General features: G+C 58.5%; 18 protein-coding genes. 13 read left to right on the top strand and 5 right to left on the bottom strand.

Annotation, left to right across the window (positions count from 1 at the left end; translation table 11 throughout):
- The first annotated feature begins 20 nt into the window (after positions 1-20).
- The 4 genes from CFB02_RS13895 to CFB02_RS13880 all read left to right on the top strand — a co-directional run bounded on the left by CFB02_RS13895 (position 21) and on the right by CFB02_RS13880 (position 4,939).
- Entirely contained in the window at positions 21-1,223 is a 1,203-nt protein-coding gene (locus CFB02_RS13895; RefSeq protein WP_088558460.1) for an acyl-CoA dehydrogenase family protein, read from the top strand.
- A 37-nt stretch (positions 1,224-1,260) separates the two neighbouring features.
- Positions 1,261-2,028 (top strand): SDR family NAD(P)-dependent oxidoreductase, encoded by a 768-nt coding sequence (locus tag CFB02_RS13890; RefSeq protein WP_088558459.1) that lies wholly within the window; start codon positions 1,261-1,263, stop codon positions 2,026-2,028.
- Between the two features lie 151 nt (positions 2,029-2,179).
- Positions 2,180-3,244 (top strand): phosphotransferase, encoded by a 1,065-nt coding sequence (locus CFB02_RS13885; RefSeq protein ID WP_088558458.1) that lies wholly within the window; start codon positions 2,180-2,182, stop codon positions 3,242-3,244.
- Between the two features lie 30 nt (positions 3,245-3,274).
- On the top strand, positions 3,275-4,939 hold the full coding sequence (locus CFB02_RS13880; RefSeq protein WP_088558457.1) for a long-chain fatty acid--CoA ligase: 1,665 nt from the start codon (positions 3,275-3,277) through the stop codon (positions 4,937-4,939).
- A 79-nt stretch (positions 4,940-5,018) separates the two neighbouring features.
- Here CFB02_RS13880 and CFB02_RS13875 read toward each other — a convergent pair whose 3' ends face one another.
- The 3 genes from CFB02_RS13875 to CFB02_RS13865 all read right to left on the bottom strand — a co-directional run bounded on the left by CFB02_RS13875 (position 5,019) and on the right by CFB02_RS13865 (position 8,067).
- Positions 5,019-5,417, bottom strand: coding sequence for a helix-turn-helix domain-containing protein (locus tag CFB02_RS13875; protein ID WP_088558456.1), 399 nt, complete (start codon positions 5,415-5,417; stop codon positions 5,019-5,021).
- A 297-nt stretch (positions 5,418-5,714) separates the two neighbouring features.
- Complete coding sequence (locus CFB02_RS13870) at positions 5,715-6,860, bottom strand: acyl-CoA dehydrogenase family protein (RefSeq protein ID WP_088558455.1); 1,146 nt, start codon at positions 6,858-6,860, stop codon at positions 5,715-5,717.
- Between the two features lie 10 nt (positions 6,861-6,870).
- A complete protein-coding gene (locus CFB02_RS13865; protein ID WP_088558454.1) occupies positions 6,871-8,067 on the bottom strand; it encodes an acyl-CoA dehydrogenase family protein in 1,197 nt (398 codons plus the stop codon).
- A gap of 286 nt (positions 8,068-8,353) precedes the next feature.
- Here CFB02_RS13865 and CFB02_RS13860 point away from each other — a divergent pair, with 286 nt between their 5' ends.
- The 4 genes from CFB02_RS13860 to oadA all read left to right on the top strand — a co-directional run bounded on the left by CFB02_RS13860 (position 8,354) and on the right by oadA (position 13,149).
- Entirely contained in the window at positions 8,354-8,683 is a 330-nt protein-coding gene (locus tag CFB02_RS13860) for a hypothetical protein (protein WP_088558453.1), read from the top strand.
- A gap of 255 nt (positions 8,684-8,938) precedes the next feature.
- A complete protein-coding gene (locus CFB02_RS13855; protein ID WP_227519221.1) occupies positions 8,939-9,355 on the top strand; it encodes a hypothetical protein in 417 nt (138 codons plus the stop codon).
- 551 nt (positions 9,356-9,906) lie between these two features.
- Positions 9,907-11,328, top strand: coding sequence for an acetyl-CoA carboxylase biotin carboxylase subunit (locus tag CFB02_RS13850; RefSeq protein ID WP_088558451.1), 1,422 nt, complete (start codon positions 9,907-9,909; stop codon positions 11,326-11,328).
- Between the two features lie 21 nt (positions 11,329-11,349).
- Positions 11,350-13,149: a sodium-extruding oxaloacetate decarboxylase subunit alpha gene (gene oadA / locus CFB02_RS13845; RefSeq protein WP_088558450.1), complete on the top strand. Its 1,800-nt coding sequence runs from the start codon at positions 11,350-11,352 to the stop codon at positions 13,147-13,149.
- A 74-nt stretch (positions 13,150-13,223) separates the two neighbouring features.
- Here oadA and CFB02_RS13840 read toward each other — a convergent pair whose 3' ends face one another.
- A complete protein-coding gene (locus CFB02_RS13840; protein WP_014579055.1) occupies positions 13,224-14,393 on the bottom strand; it encodes an acyl-CoA dehydrogenase in 1,170 nt (389 codons plus the stop codon).
- 192 nt (positions 14,394-14,585) lie between these two features.
- Here CFB02_RS13840 and CFB02_RS13835 point away from each other — a divergent pair, with 192 nt between their 5' ends.
- On the top strand, positions 14,586-15,938 hold the full coding sequence (locus CFB02_RS13835; protein ID WP_172835870.1) for a hypothetical protein: 1,353 nt from the start codon (positions 14,586-14,588) through the stop codon (positions 15,936-15,938).
- 22 nt (positions 15,939-15,960) lie between these two features.
- On the opposite strand, the gene CFB02_RS13830 is transcribed toward CFB02_RS13835, so the two are convergent.
- Positions 15,961-16,890, bottom strand: a complete 930-nt coding sequence (locus CFB02_RS13830; RefSeq protein WP_088558448.1) for a 2-hydroxyacid dehydrogenase — start codon at positions 16,888-16,890, stop codon at positions 15,961-15,963.
- A gap of 276 nt (positions 16,891-17,166) precedes the next feature.
- On the opposite strand from CFB02_RS13830, the gene CFB02_RS13825 reads away from it, so the two are divergent.
- The 4 genes from CFB02_RS13825 to CFB02_RS13810 all read left to right on the top strand — a co-directional run bounded on the left by CFB02_RS13825 (position 17,167) and on the right by CFB02_RS13810 (position 22,780).
- Positions 17,167-17,991 carry an IclR family transcriptional regulator gene (locus tag CFB02_RS13825; RefSeq protein ID WP_014579059.1) on the top strand — a complete coding sequence of 275 codons (825 nt, stop codon included), beginning with the start codon at positions 17,167-17,169 and terminating at the stop codon, positions 17,989-17,991.
- 167 nt (positions 17,992-18,158) lie between these two features.
- Positions 18,159-20,252, top strand: coding sequence for a 3-hydroxyacyl-CoA dehydrogenase NAD-binding domain-containing protein (locus CFB02_RS13820; protein ID WP_088558447.1), 2,094 nt, complete (start codon positions 18,159-18,161; stop codon positions 20,250-20,252).
- 164 nt (positions 20,253-20,416) lie between these two features.
- Positions 20,417-21,601, top strand: coding sequence for an acetyl-CoA C-acyltransferase (locus tag CFB02_RS13815; protein ID WP_088558446.1), 1,185 nt, complete (start codon positions 20,417-20,419; stop codon positions 21,599-21,601).
- A gap of 72 nt (positions 21,602-21,673) precedes the next feature.
- On the top strand, positions 21,674-22,780 hold the full coding sequence (locus tag CFB02_RS13810; RefSeq protein WP_088558445.1) for a zinc-binding dehydrogenase: 1,107 nt from the start codon (positions 21,674-21,676) through the stop codon (positions 22,778-22,780).
- The last annotated feature ends 10 nt before the right edge of the window (positions 22,781-22,790 follow it).

The raw sequence follows: 22,790 nt of genomic DNA, 5'->3' as shown, positions 1-22,790 counted from the left end.
AACAACAAGAGGAAACGGCAATGTTCGAGCTGTCTGACAGGGCAAAACAGCTGCAGTCTGAGTTAAACGATTTCATGGCTGCCCACATCTACCCGAACGAAGAGACCCATCATCGACAGATCGAAGATGCCGAGGACCGGTGGGCGCCGGTCCCCATTATTGAAGAACTGAAGCAGAAGGCCAGAGCCGCCGGCCTGTGGAACCTGTTTCTGCCTGACAGCGAATTCGGCGCAGGCCTCAGCAACTTCGAATACGCCCACCTTTGCGAAATCATGGGCCGTTCGGCCATGGCCCCCGAGGTCTTCAACTGCTCGGCGCCCGATACCGGCAACATGGAGACGATCGCCCGCTACGGCAATGCGGAGCAGCAGGAACAATGGCTTAAGCCGCTCCTTGATGGCGAAATCCGCTCCTGCTTCTCCATGACCGAGCCGGACGTGGCATCTTCAGACGCCACCAACATCGCCTGCGAAATCCGCCGCGAGGGCGACGAGTACGTGGTCAACGGTCGTAAATGGTGGTCCTCCGGCGCCATGACCCGGAATTCGAAAATCGCCATTGTCATGGGCAAAACCGATCCTGATGCCGAGAAGCACAAGCAGCAGTCCATGATTCTTGTGCCGCTGGATGCGCCCGGTGTGAAGATGATCCGCCCGCTGCATGTGTTCGGCTACGATCATGCGCCACACGGCCACGCGGAAATTCACTACGACAACGTGCGGGTGCCGGCCAGCAACATGCTGCTGGGCGAAGGCCGTGGTTTCGAGATTGCCCAGGGCCGGCTCGGGCCGGGCCGGATTCATCACTGCATGCGAACCATCGGCGTTGCGGAACGTGCCCTGGAGCTCATGTGCAAACGCGCCAACGCCCGTGAGGCCTTTGGCCGGAAGCTCTCGGAATTCGACTCCATCCGCAAGGACATCGCCCGCAGCCGCATGGAAATCGAGCAGGCCCGCCTGATGACCCTGAAAGCCGCGCACATGATGGACACCGTTGGTAACAAAGTGGCCCGCCAGGAAATCGCCATGATCAAAGTGATTGCCCCGAATATGGCGTTGAACGTGATTGATCGAGCCATCCAGGTGCACGGTGGAGCCGGAGTTTCCCAGGACACCTTCCTGGCTGAGGCCTGGGCCAAGGTTCGGACGCTTCGGCTCGCGGACGGGCCGGACGAGGTGCATATGGATTCCATCGCCAAGATGGAGCTTCGGCAGTATCGCTGAATCGATAATCTCTGAGACAGTGCACGAGGACCTGACGATGAACAATCCACTGTTTGATATGACCGGCAAAGTCGCGGTGATTACCGGTTCCACCAAAGGCATCGGCCGCGCCATCGCCGGGGAAATGGCCGTCTGTGGCGCGAAAGTGGTTATCTCCAGCCGAAAGGCCGAGGCCTGTGAGCAGGTGGCGGAGGAACTCAAGGCGCAGGGCTTCGAGGCCATGGCCGTTCCCTGTCACGTGGGCAGGAAAGAAGACCTGCAGAATCTTGTCGAAAAGACCAACGAAGCCTGGGGCAGCATCGATGTACTGGTGTGCAACGCCGCCACCAACCCGGTCTACGGACCCACGGCAGAAATGACCGACGACGCCTGGGACAAGATCATGGACACCAACGTCAAAGGCACCTTCTGGCTCACCAACATGGTGCTGCCACAAATGGCGGAAAAAGGTGAAGGTGCGGTCGTTCTGCTATCCAGCATTGCAGGCCTTCGAGGCAACACGGTGATCGGCACCTACGGCGTCTCCAAAGCGGCCGAAGCCGCTCTGGCTCGCAACCTGGCGGTGGAGTGGGGCCCAAAAGGTATCCGGATCAACAGCATTGCTCCTGGTCTGATCAAAACCGACTTTGCCAAAGCGCTCTGGGACGACCCGGTCCGTGCGAAGCAGGCGGAAGACAAAACTCCGCTACGCAGGATTGGTGATCCGGTGGATATCGCTGGCCTTGCCGTGTTTTTGTCTACTAAAGCCAGTGCCTACATCACAGGACAGGTGATCGTCGCTGATGGCGGAGAAACCATTTGTTAGGGCAAGCCCAACGAAGGTATGCCGAGGCCGGTGGGCAGGGGTGGACTCTCTGCAGGAAAAAAGATGTCTGAGCGAAGCGAGTTGCTTTTTTCCGGAAGAGAGTCCACCCCTGCCCGCCGGCCGCTGCCCCAGAAATGAAGGCTTATAAGTTATGACAACAACTCCCGAGTTGGTCGATGTTCTCCCGGCCCACAAGTTCGACGAACCCCCACTTCTGGCCTGGCTACAGAAGTCGCTGCCAGAATTTGGTAGTCGAATGGAGGTCAGGCAATTCCAGGGTGGCCAGTCCAACCCCACGTTCCTGCTGGAAACCGACAGCGGACGCTATGTACTGCGCAAAAAGCCGCCGGGTAAAACCTTGCCGTCAGCTCACATGGTCGAGCGGGAATACAAGGTCATGCACGCTCTGGGCGAACACACAGACATGCCGGTGCCCAGGGTTCGGGTGCTGTGTGAAGACACCGAGGTGATCGGCACACCGTTTTACGTGATGGACTATCTGGACGGGCGCATCATCACCCATTCAGCGTTGCGGGATCTGAACCATCACGATCGGCTGCCGGCGTATTACTCTGCCATCGATACCCTGGCGGCGCTGCATTCAGTGGACGTGACCGCCGTTGGCCTGGGTGACTACGGAAGGCCGGAAGGCTACGTGGCGCGTCAGGTAGCGCGCTGGAGCAAACAGTACCTGGCCTCGAAAACCGATGACCTGCCCGCCATGGACAAACTGATGGCGTGGTTGCCGGAACACCTCCCGGCGAAGGATGAAACCGCCATCGCCCACGGAGATTACCGCTTCGGCAATCTGATGCTGGCGCCCGACCAACCGGCGGTGATCGCCATTCTGGACTGGGAGCTGTCCACCCTGGGTCATCCCCTGGCAGACCTGGCCTATTTTTGCCTGCCCTTTTACCTGCCCGCCGACATGGAGGGTATGCGCGGATTACAGGGTGAAAACCTTGCGGCGCTGGGCCTTCCGGACGAGCAGGCCATTATCCGCCGATACTGCGAGAAGACGGGACGGGAAGGCATTGAAGACTGGCATGTGTACCTGGCGTTCTCACTGTTCCGCCTGGCGGCCATCCTGCAGGGGGTCTACAAGCGGGCGCTGGATGGCAATGCCGCGAACGCCAACGCCCTGGAAGTTGGCAAGCGGGCGAGCCTGTTGGCGGACACCGGTTGGAACATTGCGTGCGAAGGTACGAAGTCCTGAGATATCAGATTTACCCTGGAGAATAACAAGATGTTTGATCGTCACTACAAGGTCTGGCCCAAAGAGCTGCCGAAAACCATGACGCTTCCGAAAACCAGTGTTTACACCAACCTGGAGATTTCGGCGCGGCGCTACCCGGACCATACCGCCATTATCTTCTACGACGCACCCATAACATACCGGCGCCTCAGTGAAGAGGTGGAAATGATGGCGGGCTACCTTCAGTCGCAAGGCGTTAAGAAGGGCGATCGGGTGCTGCTTTATATGCAGAACTCTCCCCAGTACGTGATCTCCTATTACGCCATCCTGCGGGCCGATGCGGTAGTGATTCCGGTCAATCCGATGAACCGATCGGCAGAGCTAGAGCATTTAATTGCCGATACCGGTGCCTCGGTTTGCCTGGCCGGACAGGAACTGGCGGGCTTTATTGCACCCATGATTGGCGACAGCAATCTTGACCAGGTGGTGGTGGCTTCCTATAGCGCCTACATTGATCCCGAGACAGATCTGGACCTTCCCGCGGAAGTGGCGGCGCCGGCCTGGACCGGGGATATGCCTGGCGTTATTACCTGGGAAGCGGCCATGGCTGCCGGACACGCGCCGGGCCCTCACACGGCCACACCGGATGACCTGGCAGTGATTCCCTACAGTTCCGGCACAACCGGTGCGCCCAAAGGCTGTATGCACACCCACCGGTCGGTGATGGCCACGGCTATCCACCGGATATTCTGGAACCTGACCACGCCGGACAGCGTCCAGCTCGCCACTCTGCCGTTCTTCCACGTCACCGGCATGACCGGTTCGATGAATGGTCCCATAGCGGCAGGTGCGGCCTCGGTGATCATGACCCGCTGGGACCGGACCACCGCATCACGGCTGATCGAACGCTACAAAGTGACCGGCTGGACCAACATCGTCACCATGGCGGTGGATTTCCTCTCCAACCCGGATATTGGCAAGTACGACCTGAGCAGCCTCAACATGATTGGCGGCGGCGGCGCCACCATGCCCTCTGCCGTAGCCGAAAAGCTCAAGCGGATGACCGGGCTGGACTATATCGAGGGCTACGGTCTCTCGGAAACCATGGCAGCCACGCATATCAATCCCAATGCCCACCCGAAATCCCAGTGCCTGGGCATTCCCGTTTTCGATGTCGATAGCCGGATCATCGATGTTGACACACTTGAAGAAAAAGGCCCGGGCGAGACCGGTGAAATCGTCTCCAGCGGGCCACAGGTGACGCAGGGATACTGGAACCGACCGGCGGAAACCGAGGCGGCGTTTGTAGAGATCGACGGCAAGCGTTTCTTCCGCACGGGTGATCTGGGCTATTACGACGAAGACGGCTATTTCTTCATGGTCGATCGGGTCAAGCGGATGATCAATGCCTCGGGGTACAAGGTCTGGCCGTCAGAAGTCGAAGGATTGATGTACCGGCATCCGGCCATCCATGAGGTCTGCATCATTTCGTCCCCGGACCCCAAGCGGGGCGAGACCGTGAAGGCGTGTATCGTGCTCACCCCTGAGGCGGAAAACAGCACCACGGCAGAAGATATCACTGACTGGTGCAAGGAGCAGATGGCGGCTTATAAGGTGCCGACGATCGTGGAATTTGTCGACCAGTTGCCGAAGTCGCCTACCGGAAAATTGATGTGGCGAGCGCTGCAGGAAGAGGAGTGGAAAGGAAGGAGCTGATGGTTGCAAATACCTGGAGATCTTTGGAAGCATCACTCACAGGTTGTCATTGCCTATCAGTTCCTGGTCAATCTGCCGGTTATTTCTTATCACCCTTGGTCGCGCCGGGGCCAGCGTTATCGGCTGGCAAAGGGTCCTGATTGACATACACCGCGCCCATGGGATGGGAAGCCCGGCGCTGGAGCAATTGCGCGAATTCCAGAAGCAACTGACGATCCTGCTCCAGCAACGAAATGAAGGTCGCATTGAGAGCGACCTGCTCGGAATCCAGCTGTTTTTTCTCAGCGACCGAGAAAATGTCAGTTAGTGAGAGGCTCAATGCTTGGGCAAGTCGATAGAGAAGCTCAAGGCTTGGTTTTGCCTGGTCTCTTTCGATGCGGGAAAGGTTGCCAACATGAGAGTCACAGCGCTCTGCCAGATCCGCTAGGGTCATCCCCCGCTCTTTTCTTAAACGCCTGATTGCCTGACCTAAACTCATCGCGTGCCCCGGTTTCCAAGACGATGATATTACAGACAAAATTCCCAGCAGACAAAGTTTCAAAATGCACATAAAATCGCTTGTAAATAAGCTTTCAAGGCATTAATTCGGTCTGCTCGGTCTCAATGAGTGGTCAGTTATTATCCTATTCCTATCGCTTCAGGTTGTAACCTGTTTTCCTCGTCTCTTAAGAATAGGGGGGCAGGAGGATCAGCCTCCCGCCGTTTGCTGTCTGGTCAACGGGGGAGGCAGATCGGTTTGCGGGGCCCGGATCTCCGCTTCGTGGCGGTATCCGTTTTACTTTAACAACGCTGTATAACGCTCAAGATGGAATTCGTCGTCGCCGAGCTGATGATTGATCATCACCAGGCGCTTGGCATAGTGGGCGAAGTTGTACTCCCAGGTCATGCCGATACCGCCATGGGACTGGATGCCCTGTTCAGAGATGAACTGGCCGCTGCGGCCGATCACGTTCTTGGCGGCAGCGAGAATCCGGCGCCGTTCGTCGCTCTGGGGCTCGTCGGCAACACTCGCGGCCAGGATGGCCATGGAGCGGGCCTGTTCCAGCTCGGACATCATGTCGACCATCCGGTGCTGTAGCACCTGGAATTTGCCGATGGGCACGCCAAATTGCTTCCGCTGCTTGAGATACTCAAGAGTGAGGTCGCAGGCCACTTCCATGGCGCCCACGGCTTCGCCGCACAGCGCGGAAATAGCGCGCCCACTCTGGTATTCGATGACTTCGGCCGCCTTGCCTTCGCCTCCAAGCAGGGCGTCGGTGCCCAGTTGGACATTGTTCAGGAACAGGTCACAGCCTTTGGAGCCATCAATCGTCGGGTAGGTCCGGCGTTCCACGCCTTCCACGCCTTCCGCGTCAGCCGGAATCAGGAACAGGCTGATGCCTTCGGCATCGCGGCTGTCGCCAGAGGTTCGGGCAGACACCACCAGCACGTCGGCACAATGCCCGCCAATCACCACCGCCTTGCGGCCATTCAGCACGTAACCGTCATCAGACTTCTCGGCCCGGGTGTCGACGTCGTTCAGGTTGTAGAAGCTCTGAGGCTCTTGCAGCCCGACAGCCGCTCGAACTTCGCCGCTGGCAATGCCGCCAAGCCACTGTTCCTGCTGCGCGCTGTTGCCGGCCTGGCTGATAAGCCCGCCACCCAGAACGACTGATTGCAGGTAGGGCTCTACGCAAAGGCCGCGTCCCAGTTCGGTCATCACGCTCTGCACTTCAACGCCGGTTCCGCCAAAGCCCCCAAGTTCTTCCGGGAATGGCACGGCCGTCAGTCCCAGCTCACCCAGCTGTTTCCAGAAATCCGCGCTGAAGCCAAGCTCGGATTCACTGTACTCCAGGCGCTTTTCAAAACTGTATTCACCGCGCACCAGGCGGGCCACGGTGTCCTGCAGCATCTGCTGCTCTTCGTTCAGTCGGAAATCCATGGTCGCCTCCTTAAAGCCCGAGTATCATTTTCGACACGATGTTCTTCTGGATCTCGTTGGACCCACCGAAAATCGATAATTTGCGGTTATTAAAGTACTGGGGCGCTACCGGAGCGGCGTTCTCGTCCGACAGGAAGTCGCCGTCATAGTCCAGATCCAGTTCCTCTTCCACGAACGGAATCGCATATGGGCCAATGGCCCGGCGGGCCAGATCATTGATGGTCTGTCGGATTTCGGTGCCGCGGACCTTCAGCATGGAGCTTTCCGCTCCAGGCATGCCGCCGCCCTCCACGGACGCGATGATGCGCAGATTGCTGATTGCCGCGGCCATCAGATCGATCTCAACCTGGGCAATACGCTGGCCAAACGACGCATCCTCAATCAGTGGACGACCGTTCTTTACCCGCCGGGTGGCCAGTTCCTTCAGGTGCTGCAGTGCGGCCTTGGAAATGCCAATGCCGGCCAGACCGGTGCGTTCATAGGTCAGCAGATATTTGGCGTAGGTCCAGCCCTTGTCTTCCTCGCCCACCAGGTTCTCTGCTGGCACTTCCACGTCCTCGAAGAACACCTCGTTCACCTCGTGCTCACCATCCAGGGTAATGATGGGGCGCACGGTAATGCCCGGGGTGTCCATGTCGATCAGCAGGAACGAGATGCCTTCCTGGGCCTTCACTTCGGTGTTGGTGCGCACGAGGCAGAAAATCATGTTGGCGTGCTGGCCCAGGGTGGTCCAGGTTTTCTGGCCATTCACGATATAATGGTCGCCCTCGCGGACGGCACGGGTCTTGAGCGAGGCCAGGTCTGAACCGGCCCCCGGCTCGGAATAGCCCTGGCACCACCAGTCCTCACCGCTCAGGATTCTTGGCAGGTATCTCTGCTTCTGCTCTTCGGTGCCAAATTTGATAATGACCGGCGCCACCATGTTGACGCCGAAAGGAACGGAACGCGGCGCCCCATAGCGAGAGGATTCTTCATCCCAGATGTGTTTCTGGACCGGACTCCAGTTCACTCCGCCGTATTCTTCCGGCCAGTGGGTGGCATACCAGCCCTGTTCGCTGAGAATCTTCTGCCAGCGTTGGTGGTCTTCCTTTGATAGCCGGCGGAACCCCTTGACCTTGGCGGCAATATCCCCGGGCAGCTTTTTATCCAGGAACGCGCGGACCTCATCACGGAAGGCGAGCTCCTCGGTGGTGTAATTCAAGTTCATGAATAGCCTCTCTTGCTGGAAAGCGAAAACATATACCGCATAGCAGAATATCCCCATATTCGAAGAAAAGGCGGGTATATGTCAATAAAAATGCAAAAGCGTGTACCGCTAGGCGAAACCAAAAAGCTTGAAACTGGAGGAACGTTCGAACGTTGCCGAAGGAGTTTCTCCCGGAACCCGGCATTACATTGCGTAGTTTTAACCCGGTTTGGAGCTTGCATTGGGCACAAAAGCCTATATGTTTGTAAAAGGCGAGTCGTTCAGCTAACAACAGCAGACACCGAATATGCCGAGTTATTCCATTAACAGAAGCACCCTGCAATTCAGCCTCATGGCAGTGCTGATCACGGGCCTGTTTGTGGTGTTTCTCAATGGCTCGACCCACCCGGCACTGGATCCACAACTAGACGATCACTTAACGCCTACGCTGATCTCGGTTGACGGGACCGGCGACCCCTCATCGCCGGATGCATCGGTTTCGATCACCTCACCCCTTCTGTTCCCCGGGGGGAATTTTCGGGCTGCCTTCTCCGCCAGCCTCGAATTCATCCAGCCACCACTCAGGCTGCTGAGCTACCCGCTGCTGCCTCAGGGCCCGCCGTTCAGCCTCGTTTAACTCTGACAACGACGGATTTTGTTCTTTAAGAACAGGTCAATCCGACCCCGATACAGATTTACGAGGTTTACTATGAACAGTTTATTTCATGCCCTGCCTGTCCAGGATCTTGTTCGTACCCGCGCGTTACCAACTGCCAAACCAATGTCCCGTATTGGCAATGAAGATTCGGCGGTACACATGTTGACCGACTTTGCCGAACATAGGCTGCCAGTTCTAGGTTCGGATTTGTCAGCCTCCGAGGCGCGACTTTGGATGAAACTCGCCGATACATATTTCAAGGTTGTTGAAGACAAAGCGGGTGATTGTCTGGGTATTCTGACTATCGAAGATGTGAACGGTGAAAAAGCCATGAGTGTCGCCCATCGACAGGGTGTGCCCCTCAAGGACGTTCGGGTCCGCGATATCATGCGCCCGATAAGCGAACTGCCGGCTATCCATTATCAGGATTTGCGGGCGGCAACCGTGGGCGACCTGGTCAGCACATTCCGTGAAGTTCATGAAGGGTATCTGCTTGTGCTGGATGACGACCGGCATCAGCCTTCCCGCTCCTATCTCCGGGGACTGGTCTGTGCGGAAGAGCTTCTGCAGCGGCTGGACCTGGCGATCGATCTGGAGCATCGGGCAACCAAGTTCTATGAGATCGTCCACGTGGTGAAAGGCGGCTTCTAGTCTGGTAGTTGTCATCGGCGTTCCCCGGGGCGCCGATGATTCCCGTGGAACCGGGGGAGCATCGAAAAAAACGATGTTTATTACCCAGAAAACCTTATTGAATCGATGCTGTAATCACGTGACACTCCCTAAGTCTTTCGTCGCATCAAAGGACGCCCATGCAGGACGCCCAACAAAAATGTTGGTCGCAGGCGGTAAGCCTGTTCATGATTCTGGCACTGGGCCTGGTTTCATCGCCTTCCCATTCTTCGGACTCTGCGCCAGCCCCTCTGTACTATGATTCGGCGTTATGTCCGTTATTGTCAGATGTGACATGCGACGGTGGTCAGGAGGGAGGTCTTTCCCATGGCAACCGCACACGGGATTTCAGTCTTTATCCTGCCGGTGCCCTCCCAGGCATCAGGAGCTATTCGGGCGTGGTGCATTGCGCCAGCTTTCCGGTCCTGCCGCAGGCGCCACCTGGCATCTGAGCTTTTGCTGACTGAAGGGCGTGTCTGCCCTTCGAACCAACCTTTCGATTTAAACGACTTCCATCACCTGGAGGATTTTCCATGGCTATTCGGAAGCTGCTGATCGCCAATCGCGGAGAGATTGCGGTCAGGATTGCCCGGGCCTGCAGCGAACTGGGCATCCGCTCGGTCGCTATTCATTCGGAGGCTGACGAGTACTCCCTGCACGTCAAGAAGGCCGACGAAGCTTATCAGATCAGCAAGGACCCCCTGTCGGGATACCTGAACCCCCACCATATTGTGAATATGGCGGTGGAAACCGGCTGCGATGCACTGCATCCCGGCTATGGTTTCCTGTCGGAGAATGCGGAACTGGCTGCGATTTGTGAGCAGCGAGGCATTACGTTCGTCGGACCGTCGGCGAATGCGATTTCATCCATGGGGGACAAAACCCAGGCCCGCCAGACGGCTCTTGCCGCGGGTGTCCCGGTGACGCCCGGTTCGGAAGGCAACCTTGCCGATGTCGAGGATGCCGTCACCCAGGCCGCCGATATCGGCTATCCGGTGATGCTGAAGGCCACCTCCGGTGGGGGTGGGCGAGGCATTCGCCGGTGCGATAATGAAAAAGAGCTTCGCCAGAACTTCGAGCGGGTAATCTCCGAGGCCACCAAAGCCTTTGGCAGTGCCGAGGTGTTCCTTGAGAAATGCATCATCGAGCCCCGTCACATCGAGGTCCAGATTCTTGCCGATACCCATGGCAACGTTGTCCACCTGTACGAGCGGGATTGCTCGATTCAGCGCCGCAACCAGAAGCTGATTGAACTGGCGCCGTCGCCGCAGCTTGAGGAAAGTCAGCGCGAATACATCGGCGATCTGGCCAAACGGGTGGCGAAGCAGTGTGGTTACGTAAATGCCGGCACTGTCGAGTTCCTGCTGGACCACGATGGCAGCTTTTACTTCATGGAGATGAATACCCGGGTTCAGGTTGAGCACACCATCACCGAAGAGATCACCGGGGTGGATATCATCAAGGCGCAGATACGGATCGCTGCCGGCGAACCACTGGGCCTCAAGCAGGAGGACATTTCCTACCGGGGCTTTGCTGCCCAGTTCCGTATCAACGCCGAAGATCCGAAGAACGGCTTTCTGCCAAGTTTCGGCCGCATCAGCCGCTACTATTCCGCCGGCGGTCCGGGCGTGCGCACCGATGCCAATATGTATACCGGTTACGAGATTCCCCCGTACTACGACTCCATGTGCGCCAAGCTGATTGTCTGGGCCATGGACTGGGACGAGCTGATTGCCCGCTCCCGGCGTGCTCTCGGGGATATGGGCATTTACGGCGTCCAGACCACCATCCCCTATTACAAGCAGATTCTCGAGCACCCGGATTTCCAGGCCGCTGACTTCAATACCGGCTTTGTGGAACGTAACCCCCAATTGCTTGAGTACAGCAGCAAAACCCGCCCGGAATCCATCGCCACAGCCATTGCCGCAGCCATTGCGGCGCAGGCGGGCCTGTAAAAGAACATCGGAGAGATCCCAATGACCAAGCGCAAGATTCATATTACCGACGTTATTCTCAGGGACGCCCATCAGTCTCTGATCGCCACCCGGATGCGCACGGAAGACATGCTTCCGGCCTGCGAGTGGCTGGACCAGGCCGGCTACTGGTCCCTGGAGTGCTGGGGGGGTGCTACGTTTGACGCCTGTGTGCGTTTCCTGAAGGAAGATCCCTGGGAGCGCCTCCGGACCCTGAGAAAGGCCCTGCCCAATACCCGCCTGCAGATGTTGCTACGTGGCCAGAACCTGCTGGGCTATCGCCATTATGGCGATGACGTGGTTGAGGCATTCGTTGCCAAGGCTGCCGAAAATGGCATGGATGTGTTCCGCATTTTTGATGCCCTGAACGATGTGCGCAATCTCGAAACCAGCATCAAGGCGGTCAAGAAGGCTGGCAAGCATGCACAGGGCACCATCTGCTACACCGTGAGTCCGGTACATGGCACTGATGCCTATCTTGAGCAGGCCCAGGCCATGGCCGACATGGGCGCGGACAGTATCGCGATCAAGGACATGGCAGGGCTGCTGACGCCGGCGGTAACTGCTGAGCTGGTCGGTAAGCTGAAGCAGACCCTCAATCTGCCCGTTTTCCTGCACTCCCACGCCACCTCGGGCATGGCGCCCATGTGTCAGTGGGCGGCCATGGAAGCCGGCGTTGACCATATTGATACCGCGCTGTCGGCCTTTGCCGGCGGCACCAGTCATCCGCCCACGGAATCACTGGTGGCGGCGCTGCACGATGCCGGTCTGGAGACCGGGCTGAACCTGGAGCTGCTCGACAAGGCCACACGCCATTTCCGGGAAGTGCGCAAGAAGTATCACCAGTTCGAGAGTGCCTATAACGGTGTTGATACCTCGGTGCTCCTGTCCCAGGTGCCCGGTGGCATGATGTCCAATCTCGCCAACCAGTTGAAGGAGCAGGGCGCGCTGGATCGCATCCAGGACGTGTTCGAGGAAATTCCGCGGGTTCGCAAGGATCTTGGTTATCCGCCGCTGGTAACACCCACCTCCCAGATTGTAGGTACCCAGGCGGTGATCAACGTGCTCGCCGGCAAGCGCTACGAGTCCATCACGAACGAGGTGAAGAAATACCTTCAGGGCTGGTACGGCAAGGCACCCGCTGCGGTTGATAAATCGCTTCAGCAACGCGCCGTCGGCAAGGAGGACCTGATTGAAGAGCGCCCGGCTAACCTGATCCCCCGTGAACTCGACGAGTTGCGCAAACAGGTGGGCGATCTGGCCACCAACGAAGAGGATGTGCTCACCTACGCCATGTTCCCGGATCAGGCCAAGGCCTATCTTGAGCAGCGGCGTGACGGCACGCTGCAGCCGGAGCCGCTGGAGCCCATTCCCACCGGTTCTTCGGGCGGCTCGGTCTCCAGCAAATTCAAGATCACGGTTCATGGTGAGAGCTACGATATCCACGTCACCGGCGCCAACCCCTCCGGTGAGAATGAGCGTCGTTTCTACATGACCGTCGATGGGGTGCCGGAGGAAATCCATCTGGCTTCGCTGGGAGAAGACGGCGAGGGTGCGCGGTCCAGTGGTGGCCGGGCCACCGCCACCAAGGAAGGTCATGTAACCACAAGCATGCCCGGCAACATCGTGGATGTGCTGGTGAAGGAAGGTGATGAGGTTGAGGCCGGCGATCCAGTGCTGATCATCGAGGCCATGAAGATGGAAACCGAAGTAAAGGCGACCACGGCCGGAAAGGTTTCCGGCGTGTTTATTGCCAAGGGTGATCGTGTGGTGCCAGGAGAAGTTCTGGTCGAGATCGAATAGGTTCGCCAGAGCGTGATGCAGAACGGCCCCTCATCTTGAGGGGCCGTTCTCGTTTGGGGGTTAACCAGGCGAGATCAACTGAAAGCCTGAATGCCTGTCTGGCCACGGCCCAGAATCAGGGCGTGAACGTCGTGTGTGCCTTCATAGGTGTTCACGGCCTCCAGATTCATCACGTGACGGATCACATGGTACTCGTCGGCGATGCCGTTGCCGCCATGCATGTCCCGGGCAACCCGGGCGATATCCAGTGCCTTGCCGCAGTTGTTGCGCTTGAGCAACGAGATGGCATCCGGCGTTACAGTGCCTGCATCCATCATGCGGCCCAGTTGCAGAACAGCCTGCAGGCCGATGGTGATCTCGGTCTGCATATCCACCAGCTTTTTCTGGATCAGCTGGTTGGCGGCCAGGGGCTTGCCAAACTGCTTGCGCTCCAGGGTGTAGTTGCGGGCCGCATGCCAGCAGAATTCAGCGGCGCCCAGAGACCCCCAACTGATGCCGAAGCGGGCCTTGTTGAGGCAGCTGAACGGACCTTTCAGCCCCTCCACCTCAAGATGATTTTCGTCCGGAACGAACACCTCGTCCATAAAGATGGAGCCGGTTTCCGAGGCCCGCAGGGAAAACTTGCCCTGGATCTTCGGCGTTTCCAGGCCCGTGGCACCCTCACGCTCAATCACAAAACCGTTCACCTTACCGTCCAGCTTGGCCCAGACCACGCAGACATCGGCAATGGGAGAGTTGGTGATCCAGGTTTTTGAACCGCTCAGCAGGTATCCGCCGTCGACCTTTTTGGCCCGGGTTTCCATGCCACTGGGGTCGGACCCGTGATTGGGTTCGGTCAGACCAAAGCAGCCAACGTACTCGCCGGAGGCCAGCTTGGGCAGGATGCGTTTTTTCATCGCTTCCTTACCGTAGGAGTAGATCGGGTACATGACCAGGGAAGACTGAACGCTCAGGGCCGAGCGGTAGGCCGAGTCCACCCTCTCCACTTCCCGGGCGATCAGGCCGTAGCAGACATGGTTCAGCCCGGGCCCACCGTATTCTTCCGGTAGGGTCGCGCCCAGCATGCCGAGTTCGCCCATCTGGTTGAAGATAGAGCGATCGAACTTTTCGTGCCGATTGGCCTCGGTGATTCCGGGCATCAGTTGCTCGTCACAGAAGCTGCGGATGCTGTCTCGTACCTGACGCTCGGTTTCGTCAAGTTGGGCGTCGAAACCCAGCAGATCATTCCAGGGTGCGGAAGCCATTGTGTACTCTCCTGAAAGCGAATATCGAAGGCCCGACGCTAGGGGCGAGGGGCCAATCTGTGCTATCTTTGTGTCAACGGTGTTTCATTAAGCGAAACACAGTTTTGTAATTTGCTTCCGAAAGACTAATCCGGGTGTTATGGAAATGCAAGCAGTGTTCAAGGCTGACCAGGTGCCCCCGTGTTGAGTGGCATGCTCCAGTGGTTGGTGTCCCTGGCGGTGGTTACCGAGCTGGTGGCCATTTGCCTTGAGAGCCGCGAGCTCAGTGCTTTGGCGGGCGTTATGTTTGTCTCTGCCTTTCTGGCAGGGGCCGGTCGCCTGCAGGGGTACGCCCGGATGCTGCTGGTAATCGCCCTGCTGGTCCTCGGCGGTTTTGCATGGCGCGGATCTCTCGACGCCGGGCAACTGCTGAAAGCGGCGTCTGACGCGGCCTTTTACTCTGCGTTTCTGGGTAGCCTGGGCATGATGCAGTGCCTTGTTCGCCGGTTCGAGGTATTGCGCCGGATTCACGATGTGCTACTGGGTGGAAAGCCTATACTGCTTTATCCCAAGTACGCCCTGGTCAGTTGTGGCGTAGCCACGGTTCTGAGCTTTGGCATGATGAACCTGTTGTGCGGAAGCCTCTCTGAAACACTGCGTGAGCGCGGCATCAGCGGCGAGTCGCGCCTGCAGTGGTTACGGAGCGTTCTGATCAGTGCCCTCAGGGGCTTTGCCCTGGTGCCGCTGGTGGCGCCCACCAGTGTGGCCGTTGCCATTCTTACCCGCGAACTGCCGCAACTCAGCTGGTCACAGCTGCTGCCATTCGGTCTGGTTGCGGCGCTTCTGATGGTGCTGATTGGCTGGGTGCTGGAACAGCGGCGCTTCCGCAAGGTCAGCAGTGAGCGCATCGCCGTTGAAGGCTGGTTGCCGGGCACCGGGCGCCTGCTTGCGCTGATCCTGGTGGTATTCTCGGTGATGGCGGGCCTGGTGGCGACGACCGATTTCAAGGTGTCGGTGGCGGCCATGTTGTCGGTGCCCACCGTAACGCTGCTTTACATGCTCTGGCAGGAGCGGGCGCTCATGCCGGTTTTGAAGGAGGGTGCGGGCCAGGTATGGGCCATGCAGAATGAAATGGCCATTTTTGCCGCCTCTGCCATCCTGGGGGTTGCCCTGTCTGCGGTCATTCCGGCGGATGCGCTTGCTGGCCTTGTTGCCACTGGTGGCGGCGTGTTCCTGGTCGCCGTTGTGGGCATGCTGATGCTGCCCATGTTCTCCATGATCGGCATCATTCCCATCACGGTTCTGAGTGTCCAGGCGGGCTTGCTGCCCCAGCTGGTCGCGGAGGGGATGGATTTGCTGCCAGTCGCCGTGGCTCTGGTCATCGGCTTTTCCCTGGCCATGATGCTCTCGCCCTTTGGCCCCTCCGTCATGCTGCTGTCCCGGTTCGGGCAGATCTCCCGGTGGGTTGTGGCGTTTCGGTGGAACGGCCTGTTTGCGCTGATCGCGTTGCCTGTACTGCTGGTTCTTACGGCGCTGGTGGCCTGGCTGGCGCCGGCCCTGCCTTGACCGACGCTGCACATGGCGTGGATCAGTAGCCCCGGTCGGTATCCACGATTCCCGTAATGGCAAGGCCCTGGGCATGATCGCGTATCTTGCCGGTGATCTGCTCGATGGTGGCATCCCGCAGGGTTCGGGCCGAGATGTGCGGGGTAATGGTGATTTCTTTCCGCTGCCAGAACGGGTGTCCCTCCGGAAGGGGCTCTTTCCGGAATACATCCAGGGATGCGCGCAGCAAGGTACCGTCGTCCAGGGCCCGAAGCAGGTCGTCCTCGACCAGGTGTTCACCCCGGCCTACGTTGATCAGCACGGCGCCGGGTTGAAGCTGACTCAGTAGTTCATAGTCGATGATGTTCCGGGTGTTGTCGGTTAGGGGCAGGGTGTTGACCAGCACCCGGGTGGCTTGCAGAAAGTCACCGAGCTGGTCCGGACCGGCATAGGTGTTCACCCCTTCCAGGCTATGCTCTCCGCGGGCCCAGCCGCTCACCCGATAATCCAGATTGGCCAGAGTGCTAGCAACCCGCTTGCCGATATGGCCCAGCCCCATGACACCCACCGGCCACTCGCTGCGTTTGATCGGTCGATGGATTTTCCAGACCCCCTGTCGCTGTTGCTCCCGGTAGGTTTCCATCCCGCGACTGACTTCCAGCAGCTGATGCAGCACATATTCCGCCATCTGCACCGACATGCCTGCGTCTTCCAGGCGCACGACCGTCAGTGCCTCAGGCAGGTTGGCAACCTTGAGCAGTCCGTCAATGCCCGCCCCGAGACTGAATACGGCCTTCAGATGCTTTTCCCGCTCGAACAGGGCCTCGGGTGGCTGCCACACGATGGCGTAATCCGCATCAACAGCGGGCCCTTCCGGATCCCAGACGTAAACCTCGGCTTCCGGCAGCAGTTCCTTGATGGGCACTGTCCAGCGCTCGGGTTTCGGGTCGCCTGCCACAAAAAGAATCTTCATTTCGCCTCCGGGGGTCGTCACAGGGTTCGATGGCTGCTAGTTTGTTTTGCAATGCAGAACAGAAAAACGGATAAATTCGGAAAATTCGGTACACAATACCGCCTTGCGATTCCAAATTTGAAACATAAGTAATAAGTGTTTCATATTTGGTACGGATTTTGAAAAGACTTTCTGGTACTTGATTTCTGCAGCGATTAAAATGATGAATCCTTTATTATTCACCATATTAATACACCGGTTACCGGAGCGGGCGACGCGGTTGGAGGACGTCCCATTATGGCAGGAAAAAAGCAGATCTCACCCGAACTGAAAGTGGCATCCACTGACGGTGAGCCCGTGAAGCCGGAGAAAGACCGCAAGTTTGTCGAGGCCCTGTCCCGCGGCCTGGACGTGCTCCGCGCCTTCAGCCAGGGTCCTGTCATCCTGGGCAACCAGGACATCGCCCGCATCACCGGGCTGCCCAAGCCGACCGTGTCGCGAATGACCTACACCCTGACCAAGCTGGGTTACCTCAGCTACAACACCCAGCTGGAGAAATACCAGCTCAGTTCAGGGGTTCTTGCACTGGGTTATGCCTACGTGTCCAACCTCAAGGTTCGCCAACTGGCCAAGCCCTACATGGACGAGTTTGCTCGCCAGACCAACATGTCGGTCGGCCTTACCTGCCGTGACAGGTTGCACATGATCTATGTGGAAAACCGCCTGCCACCGGAAGCCTCCCTGCTGCGCATGGACATCGGCCTGAAGCTGCCCATGGCCACCACGTCTGCCGGCCGTGCCTACTACTGCGCCATCAGCGACAAGGCACGCCTGGTCATTGACGACGCCATGGCTGCCAAGTTCGGAGACGACTGGCCAGAGAAAAAGGCCGGCCTCGACCAGGCCATGAAGGATTACAAGGAACACGGCTTCTGCCTGTCCATCGGGGAGTGGGACCGCAATATCAACTCCGCCGGCGTGCCCATCCACCTACAGGATGGCACCATCATGGCCCTGACCTGCGCTGCGCCGTCCTATCTGGTGCCGGCCGAAAAGCTTCGGGGTTCCATAGCGCACCAGCTCGCGATGCTGGCAGGCGATATAGAATCTCTGGGCGTCTAAAAGCCACCTCCCGACAAACTCCAAATCAAGAAACCGCAGAGGAACCCCTGCGGTTTTTTTGTGCATGTAGTTTAATGGGTGGTTGAAACCACAAACGAACTTGTATTAAATCGTACGCATGTTTCGCTAGTTAAAACCATATTTCAGAACGAATGCGAGGAGAAATCATGTCTGAGGTCGTTAGCTATAACCGGGAAGGCAACATCGGCGTTATTACCGTGAACTACCCGCCGGTAAACGCCCTCGGCCAGGCTGTTCGTTCCGGTCTGCTCGCAGCCCTGGAGCAGGGCCAGAAGGATGCCGAGGCCAGGGCGCTCCTGCTCGTTTGTGAAGGGCGCACCTTTATTGCTGGTGCCGACATCCGTGAATTCGGCAAACCCATGCAGGAGCCCACGCTGCCGACACTGGTCAACACGTTTGAAAACAGCGACAAGCCGCTGGTTGCCGCGATCCATGGCACCGCCCTCGGTGGTGGCCTGGAAACCGCTCTTAGCTGTCACTACCGGGTTGCGATCAGCAGCGCCAAGGTAGGCCTGCCGGAAGTGAAGTTGGGCCTTCTGCCGGGTGCTGGCGGCACACAGCGGCTTCCGCGCCTGACCGGCGCCCGCAAAGCCCTGGCAATGATCACCACCGGTGAATTTGTCGGCGCCGAGGATGCCCTGGCCCTGGGCATTCTCGATGCCGTCGAAGAAGGCGACGATATCCGCGCAGTGGGCACGGCCTATGCGCAGAAAGTAGTCGACGAAGGTAAGCCGGTACGTCGTGTTCGGGATATCACCGACAAAATCGAGGCGGACAAGGGCAGCGATGTCTTCGACCAGTTCCGTGACGAGCTGAAGAAACGGGCCCGAGGTCTTTTCTCCCCGTTCAAGTGTGTCGACGCTGTGGAAGCGGCGTTCAATTTGCCTTTCGACGAGGGCATGAAGCGCGAGCGGGAACTGTTCATGGAATGCATGGAATCACCCCAGCGCGCCGGCCTGATCCACTCGTTCTTCGGCGAGCGTGAAGTCTCCAAGGTCAAGGGACTGTCCAAGGATACGCCGGTTCGTGACGTGAAGAGCGTCGGCATAATTGGTGCCGGCACCATGGGTGGCGGTATTGCCATGAACTTCGTCAACGTGGGTATTCCGGTCACCATCGTCGAGGTCAAACAGGAGGCCCTCGACAAGGGCCTGGCTATCATTCGTCGCAACTATGAGAACTCCGCGAAGAAGGGCAAATTGACCCAGGAGCAGGTGGAACAGCGGATGGCGCTGATCACCCCGAGCCTGACCTACGACGATTTCCGGGACGTTGACCTGGTCATCGAGGCGGTATTCGAGAACATGGCCATCAAGAAAGAAATCTTTGCCAAGCTCGATGAAGTCTGCAAGCCGGGTGCGATTCTGGCGTCCAATACCTCAACCCTGGATATCGACGAGATTGCGTCTGCCACCAAGCGACCGGAAGACGTAGTGGGCATGCACTTCTTCAGCCCGGCCAATGTGATGAAGCTGCTGGAGAACGTGCGTGGCAGCAAGACCTCCGACGAGGTCAAAGCCACGGTGATGGCGGTTGCCAAGAAGATCAAGAAAGTCGGTGTCATGGTGGGCAACTGCTACGGCTTTGTCGGCAACCGGATGCTCCACAAGCGCGGGACCGAGGCCATGTCCCTGGTGGATGAGGGGGCGACCCCGCAGCAGGTCGACAAGGTGCTGACCGATCTCGGTTTCCCCATGGGCCAGTTCGCAATGTCCGATCTGGCCGGGATTGATGTGGGTTACCGGATTCGCGAAGAGCGCCGCAAGGCTGGTGAAGACATTCCCGCCAGCTGGATGGATAAGCTTGCCGAACAGGGCCGCCTTGGTCAGAAGACCCAGGCAGGTGTATACAAGTATGAGGAAGGCAGCCGCAAGCCGATTCCCGACCCGGAAGTGGAGCAGCTGATCGAGCAGTTCCGCAAGGAACAGGGGATTACGCCCCGGGAGATTACCGATCAGGAAATCCTCGAGCGCTGCGTGTATGTGATGATCAATGAGGGCGCGAAGATCCTGGAGGAAGGCATCGCCGACCGTCCGCTGGATATCGACATTGTCTGGATCTACGGCTATGGCTTCCCGGCCTATCGCGGTGGCCCCATGTTCTGGGCCGATCAGGAAGGTCTGGATACGATTCTTTCAGCGGTTAAGAAGTACCAGGATACCGTTGGTGGCGAGCAGTGGGAGCCGGCGGCTCTGCTCGAGAAGCTGGTTGCTGAAGGCCGTAAGTTCGCTGACCTGTAACTTGACGGGCGGGTCGCGGGGCGGGGTGTCTTTTCCTTTGGGAAAAGCAACTCGCTTTGCTCAGACATCTTTTCCCGGCGGAAAAGACACCCCGCCCCACGACCGGCTTAGCTGAGTGTTTAGGCAAACCCGACCTACATGTTTCAAAAATTGAGGGCATTGTTATGTCTGATGCAGTTATCGTTTCCACCGCCCGTACCGGCCTTGCGAAATCCTACCGGGGCTCTTTGAACAACACACACAGCGTGGATATGGCAGGTCACGTTATCAAGCATGCTGTTGAGCGCGCAGGTATTGATCCGTCTATTGTTGAGGATGTGATCATGGGTGCGGCCTATCAGGAGGGCGCCCAGGGCCGGAATATTGCCCGTCTGGCGGCCATCCGCGCCGGTCTTCCGGTGACCACTGCCGGGTTCTCCATCAACCGGTTCTGCAGCTCGGGGTTGCAGTCCATTGCCCTGGCGGCACAGCGGGTGGTGTCCGAGAAAGTACCCGCCATGGTGGCCGGGGGCGTTGAGTCCATTTCCCTGGTGCAGAACGAGAAGATCAACAGCTTCCACGCCACCAATGAGTGGCTGATGAAGAACAAGCCCGAGCTGTACCTTTCGATGATTGAGACGGCGGATATTGTCGCCAAGCGCTACAACGTCAGCCGTGAAGCCCAGGATGAGTATTCGCTGATTTCCCAGCAGCGCACGGCGGCGGCCCAGCAGGCTGGCAAGTTTGACGATGAGATCGTGCCGTTCGATGCCACCATGCTGGTAAAGGACAAGGAAACCGGTGAGGTCAGCGAAAAGCAGGTGACCCTGACCGGTGACGAATGCAATCGCCCGAACACCACCCTTGAAGGCCTGGCGGGTCTGCAGCCGGTTCGTGGCCCGGAGCAGTTCATTACCGCGGGCAATGCCAGCCAGCTGTCGGACGGTGCCTCGGTGTGCACGGTGATGAACAGCACCTATGCCGAGAAGCACAACATTGAACCCATGGGTATTTTCCGTGGCTTCGCTGTGGCGGGTTGTGAGCCGGATGAGATGGGCATCGGCCCGGTGTATGCGATTCCGCGACTGCTTGAGCGCAATGGCCTGACCATGGACGACATTGATCTGTGGGAGCTGAACGAAGCCTTCGCGTCCCAGGTGATTTACTGTCGTGACCGCTTGGGCATTCCCATGGAGAAGCTGAACGTAAACGGCGGCTCAATTTCCATCGGCCACCCCTTTGGTGTTACCGGTGCGCGCCAGACAGGCCACGCCCTGATCGAAGGCAAGCGCCGTGGGGCGAAATACGTGGTGATCACCATGTGCATCGGCGGTGGCCAGGGTGCTGCTGGCCTGTTCGAGGTGGTTTGAAGCCGGCCTGTATGAGATCGGGGTCGGAAGAATGCTTTCTTCTGACCCCTTGTTGACCAAAAGGGGAAATGCATGGACAGACAAGCAAAAGCCGTCGTCTGCCGGGAATGGGGGCAGCCTGTTCAGGTGGAAACCATCACGGTGGAAGGCCCCAAGCGGGATGAAATCACCATCAAGATCGCGGCCTGCGGTGTTTGCCACAGCGATCTGTCCGCCACCACGGGTAAGATTCCCTACCCGCCTCCCCTTGTATTGGGGCACGAAGCCGCCGGCGTGGTTGTCGAAGTCGGTGAGGGCGTAACAGCCTTCAGGGAAGGCGACCATGTGGTGAGCACCTTCATATCCATGTGCGGCAAATGCAGCCAGTGTGTTCGTGGCCGCCCGGTGCTCTGCGAGAACGCACGCAAGGCCATGTTCAACCTGCCGGATGGCACGGTCAGAACCAAAGGCGCGGACGGCGAGCCCCTGAACGTCTTCGGCGCCTGCGGCGTGATGGCCGAGTTCGCCACCATGCACGTGGACAACTGCGTAAAAGTGGATGAAACCGTGCCGATGCAGAACGCCGCCCTGGTGGGCTGCGCTGTGATGACCGGTGTCGGCGCTGTCTTCAATACGGCAAAGCTGGAGCCCGGCTCCAGAGCCGCCGTGTTTGGCATAGGTGGCGTTGGCCTCAACGCCATCCAGGGCTGTGTGACCGCTGGCGCCGAGATGATCGTGGCGGTGGACAGCAACCCCGCCAAGCTGGCGATGGCGAAAGAGTTTGGTGCCACCCACACCGTGAATATCAACGAGGTGGAGGACGCCGCCAAGGCTGTTAAGAAAATGACCGGCGGCGTTGACTACGCCTTCGAATGCGTGGGCGCCGGGCCGGTGGTAGAACAGGCCTACAAGAGTCTGGGCCGTGGCGGTACCGCGGTGGTCGTGGGTGTGGCGGATCCGAAGGACAAGACCTCGCTGACCACCCTCACCCTGCCGGCGGACGAGCGAACCCTGAAAGGCAGCTGGCTGGGTTCGGCAAGGCCGCAGCACGATTTCCCCAGGATCCTGGGTCTTTACAAGGCTGGTAAACTCAAGCTGGATGAACTGGTTACCCGGACCTACCCCATAGAAGAAGCCGCACAGGCGTTCGATGATATGGTGGCAGGCAAGAACGCCCGAGGCGTTATCGTATTTGAATGAAGGGGGAAGC

The sequence above is a fragment of the Marinobacter sp. es.042 genome (assembly GCF_900188315.1).
Classification (GTDB): domain Bacteria; phylum Pseudomonadota; class Gammaproteobacteria; order Pseudomonadales; family Oleiphilaceae; genus Marinobacter.
This window is presented reverse-complemented; position numbering and strand designations above follow the sequence as displayed.

Bases quoted from the DNA above. Each gene is read 5' to 3' on its own strand.
- CFB02_RS13895 (WP_088558460.1), top strand. From the start codon at position 21: ATGTTCGAGCTGTCTGACAGGGCAAAACAGCTGCAGTCTGAGTTAAAC.
- CFB02_RS13890 (WP_088558459.1), top strand. From the start codon at position 1,261: ATGAACAATCCACTGTTTGATATGACCGGCAAAGTCGCGGTGATTACC.
- CFB02_RS13885 (WP_088558458.1), top strand. From the start codon at position 2,180: ATGACAACAACTCCCGAGTTGGTCGATGTTCTCCCGGCCCACAAGTTC.
- CFB02_RS13880 (WP_088558457.1), top strand. From the start codon at position 3,275: ATGTTTGATCGTCACTACAAGGTCTGGCCCAAAGAGCTGCCGAAAACC.
- CFB02_RS13875 (WP_088558456.1), bottom strand. From the start codon at position 5,417: ATGAGTTTAGGTCAGGCAATCAGGCGTTTAAGAAAAGAGCGGGGGATG.
- CFB02_RS13870 (WP_088558455.1), bottom strand. From the start codon at position 6,860: ATGGATTTCCGACTGAACGAAGAGCAGCAGATGCTGCAGGACACCGTG.
- CFB02_RS13865 (WP_088558454.1), bottom strand. From the start codon at position 8,067: ATGAACTTGAATTACACCACCGAGGAGCTCGCCTTCCGTGATGAGGTC.
- CFB02_RS13860 (WP_088558453.1), top strand. From the start codon at position 8,354: ATGCCGAGTTATTCCATTAACAGAAGCACCCTGCAATTCAGCCTCATG.
- CFB02_RS13855 (WP_227519221.1), top strand. From the start codon at position 8,939: ATGAAACTCGCCGATACATATTTCAAGGTTGTTGAAGACAAAGCGGGT.
- CFB02_RS13850 (WP_088558451.1), top strand. From the start codon at position 9,907: ATGGCTATTCGGAAGCTGCTGATCGCCAATCGCGGAGAGATTGCGGTC.
- oadA (WP_088558450.1), top strand. From the start codon at position 11,350: ATGACCAAGCGCAAGATTCATATTACCGACGTTATTCTCAGGGACGCC.
- CFB02_RS13840 (WP_014579055.1), bottom strand. From the start codon at position 14,393: ATGGCTTCCGCACCCTGGAATGATCTGCTGGGTTTCGACGCCCAACTT.
- CFB02_RS13835 (WP_172835870.1), top strand. From the start codon at position 14,586: ATGCTCCAGTGGTTGGTGTCCCTGGCGGTGGTTACCGAGCTGGTGGCC.
- CFB02_RS13830 (WP_088558448.1), bottom strand. From the start codon at position 16,890: ATGAAGATTCTTTTTGTGGCAGGCGACCCGAAACCCGAGCGCTGGACA.
- CFB02_RS13825 (WP_014579059.1), top strand. From the start codon at position 17,167: ATGGCAGGAAAAAAGCAGATCTCACCCGAACTGAAAGTGGCATCCACT.
- CFB02_RS13820 (WP_088558447.1), top strand. From the start codon at position 18,159: ATGTCTGAGGTCGTTAGCTATAACCGGGAAGGCAACATCGGCGTTATT.
- CFB02_RS13815 (WP_088558446.1), top strand. From the start codon at position 20,417: ATGTCTGATGCAGTTATCGTTTCCACCGCCCGTACCGGCCTTGCGAAA.
- CFB02_RS13810 (WP_088558445.1), top strand. From the start codon at position 21,674: ATGGACAGACAAGCAAAAGCCGTCGTCTGCCGGGAATGGGGGCAGCCT.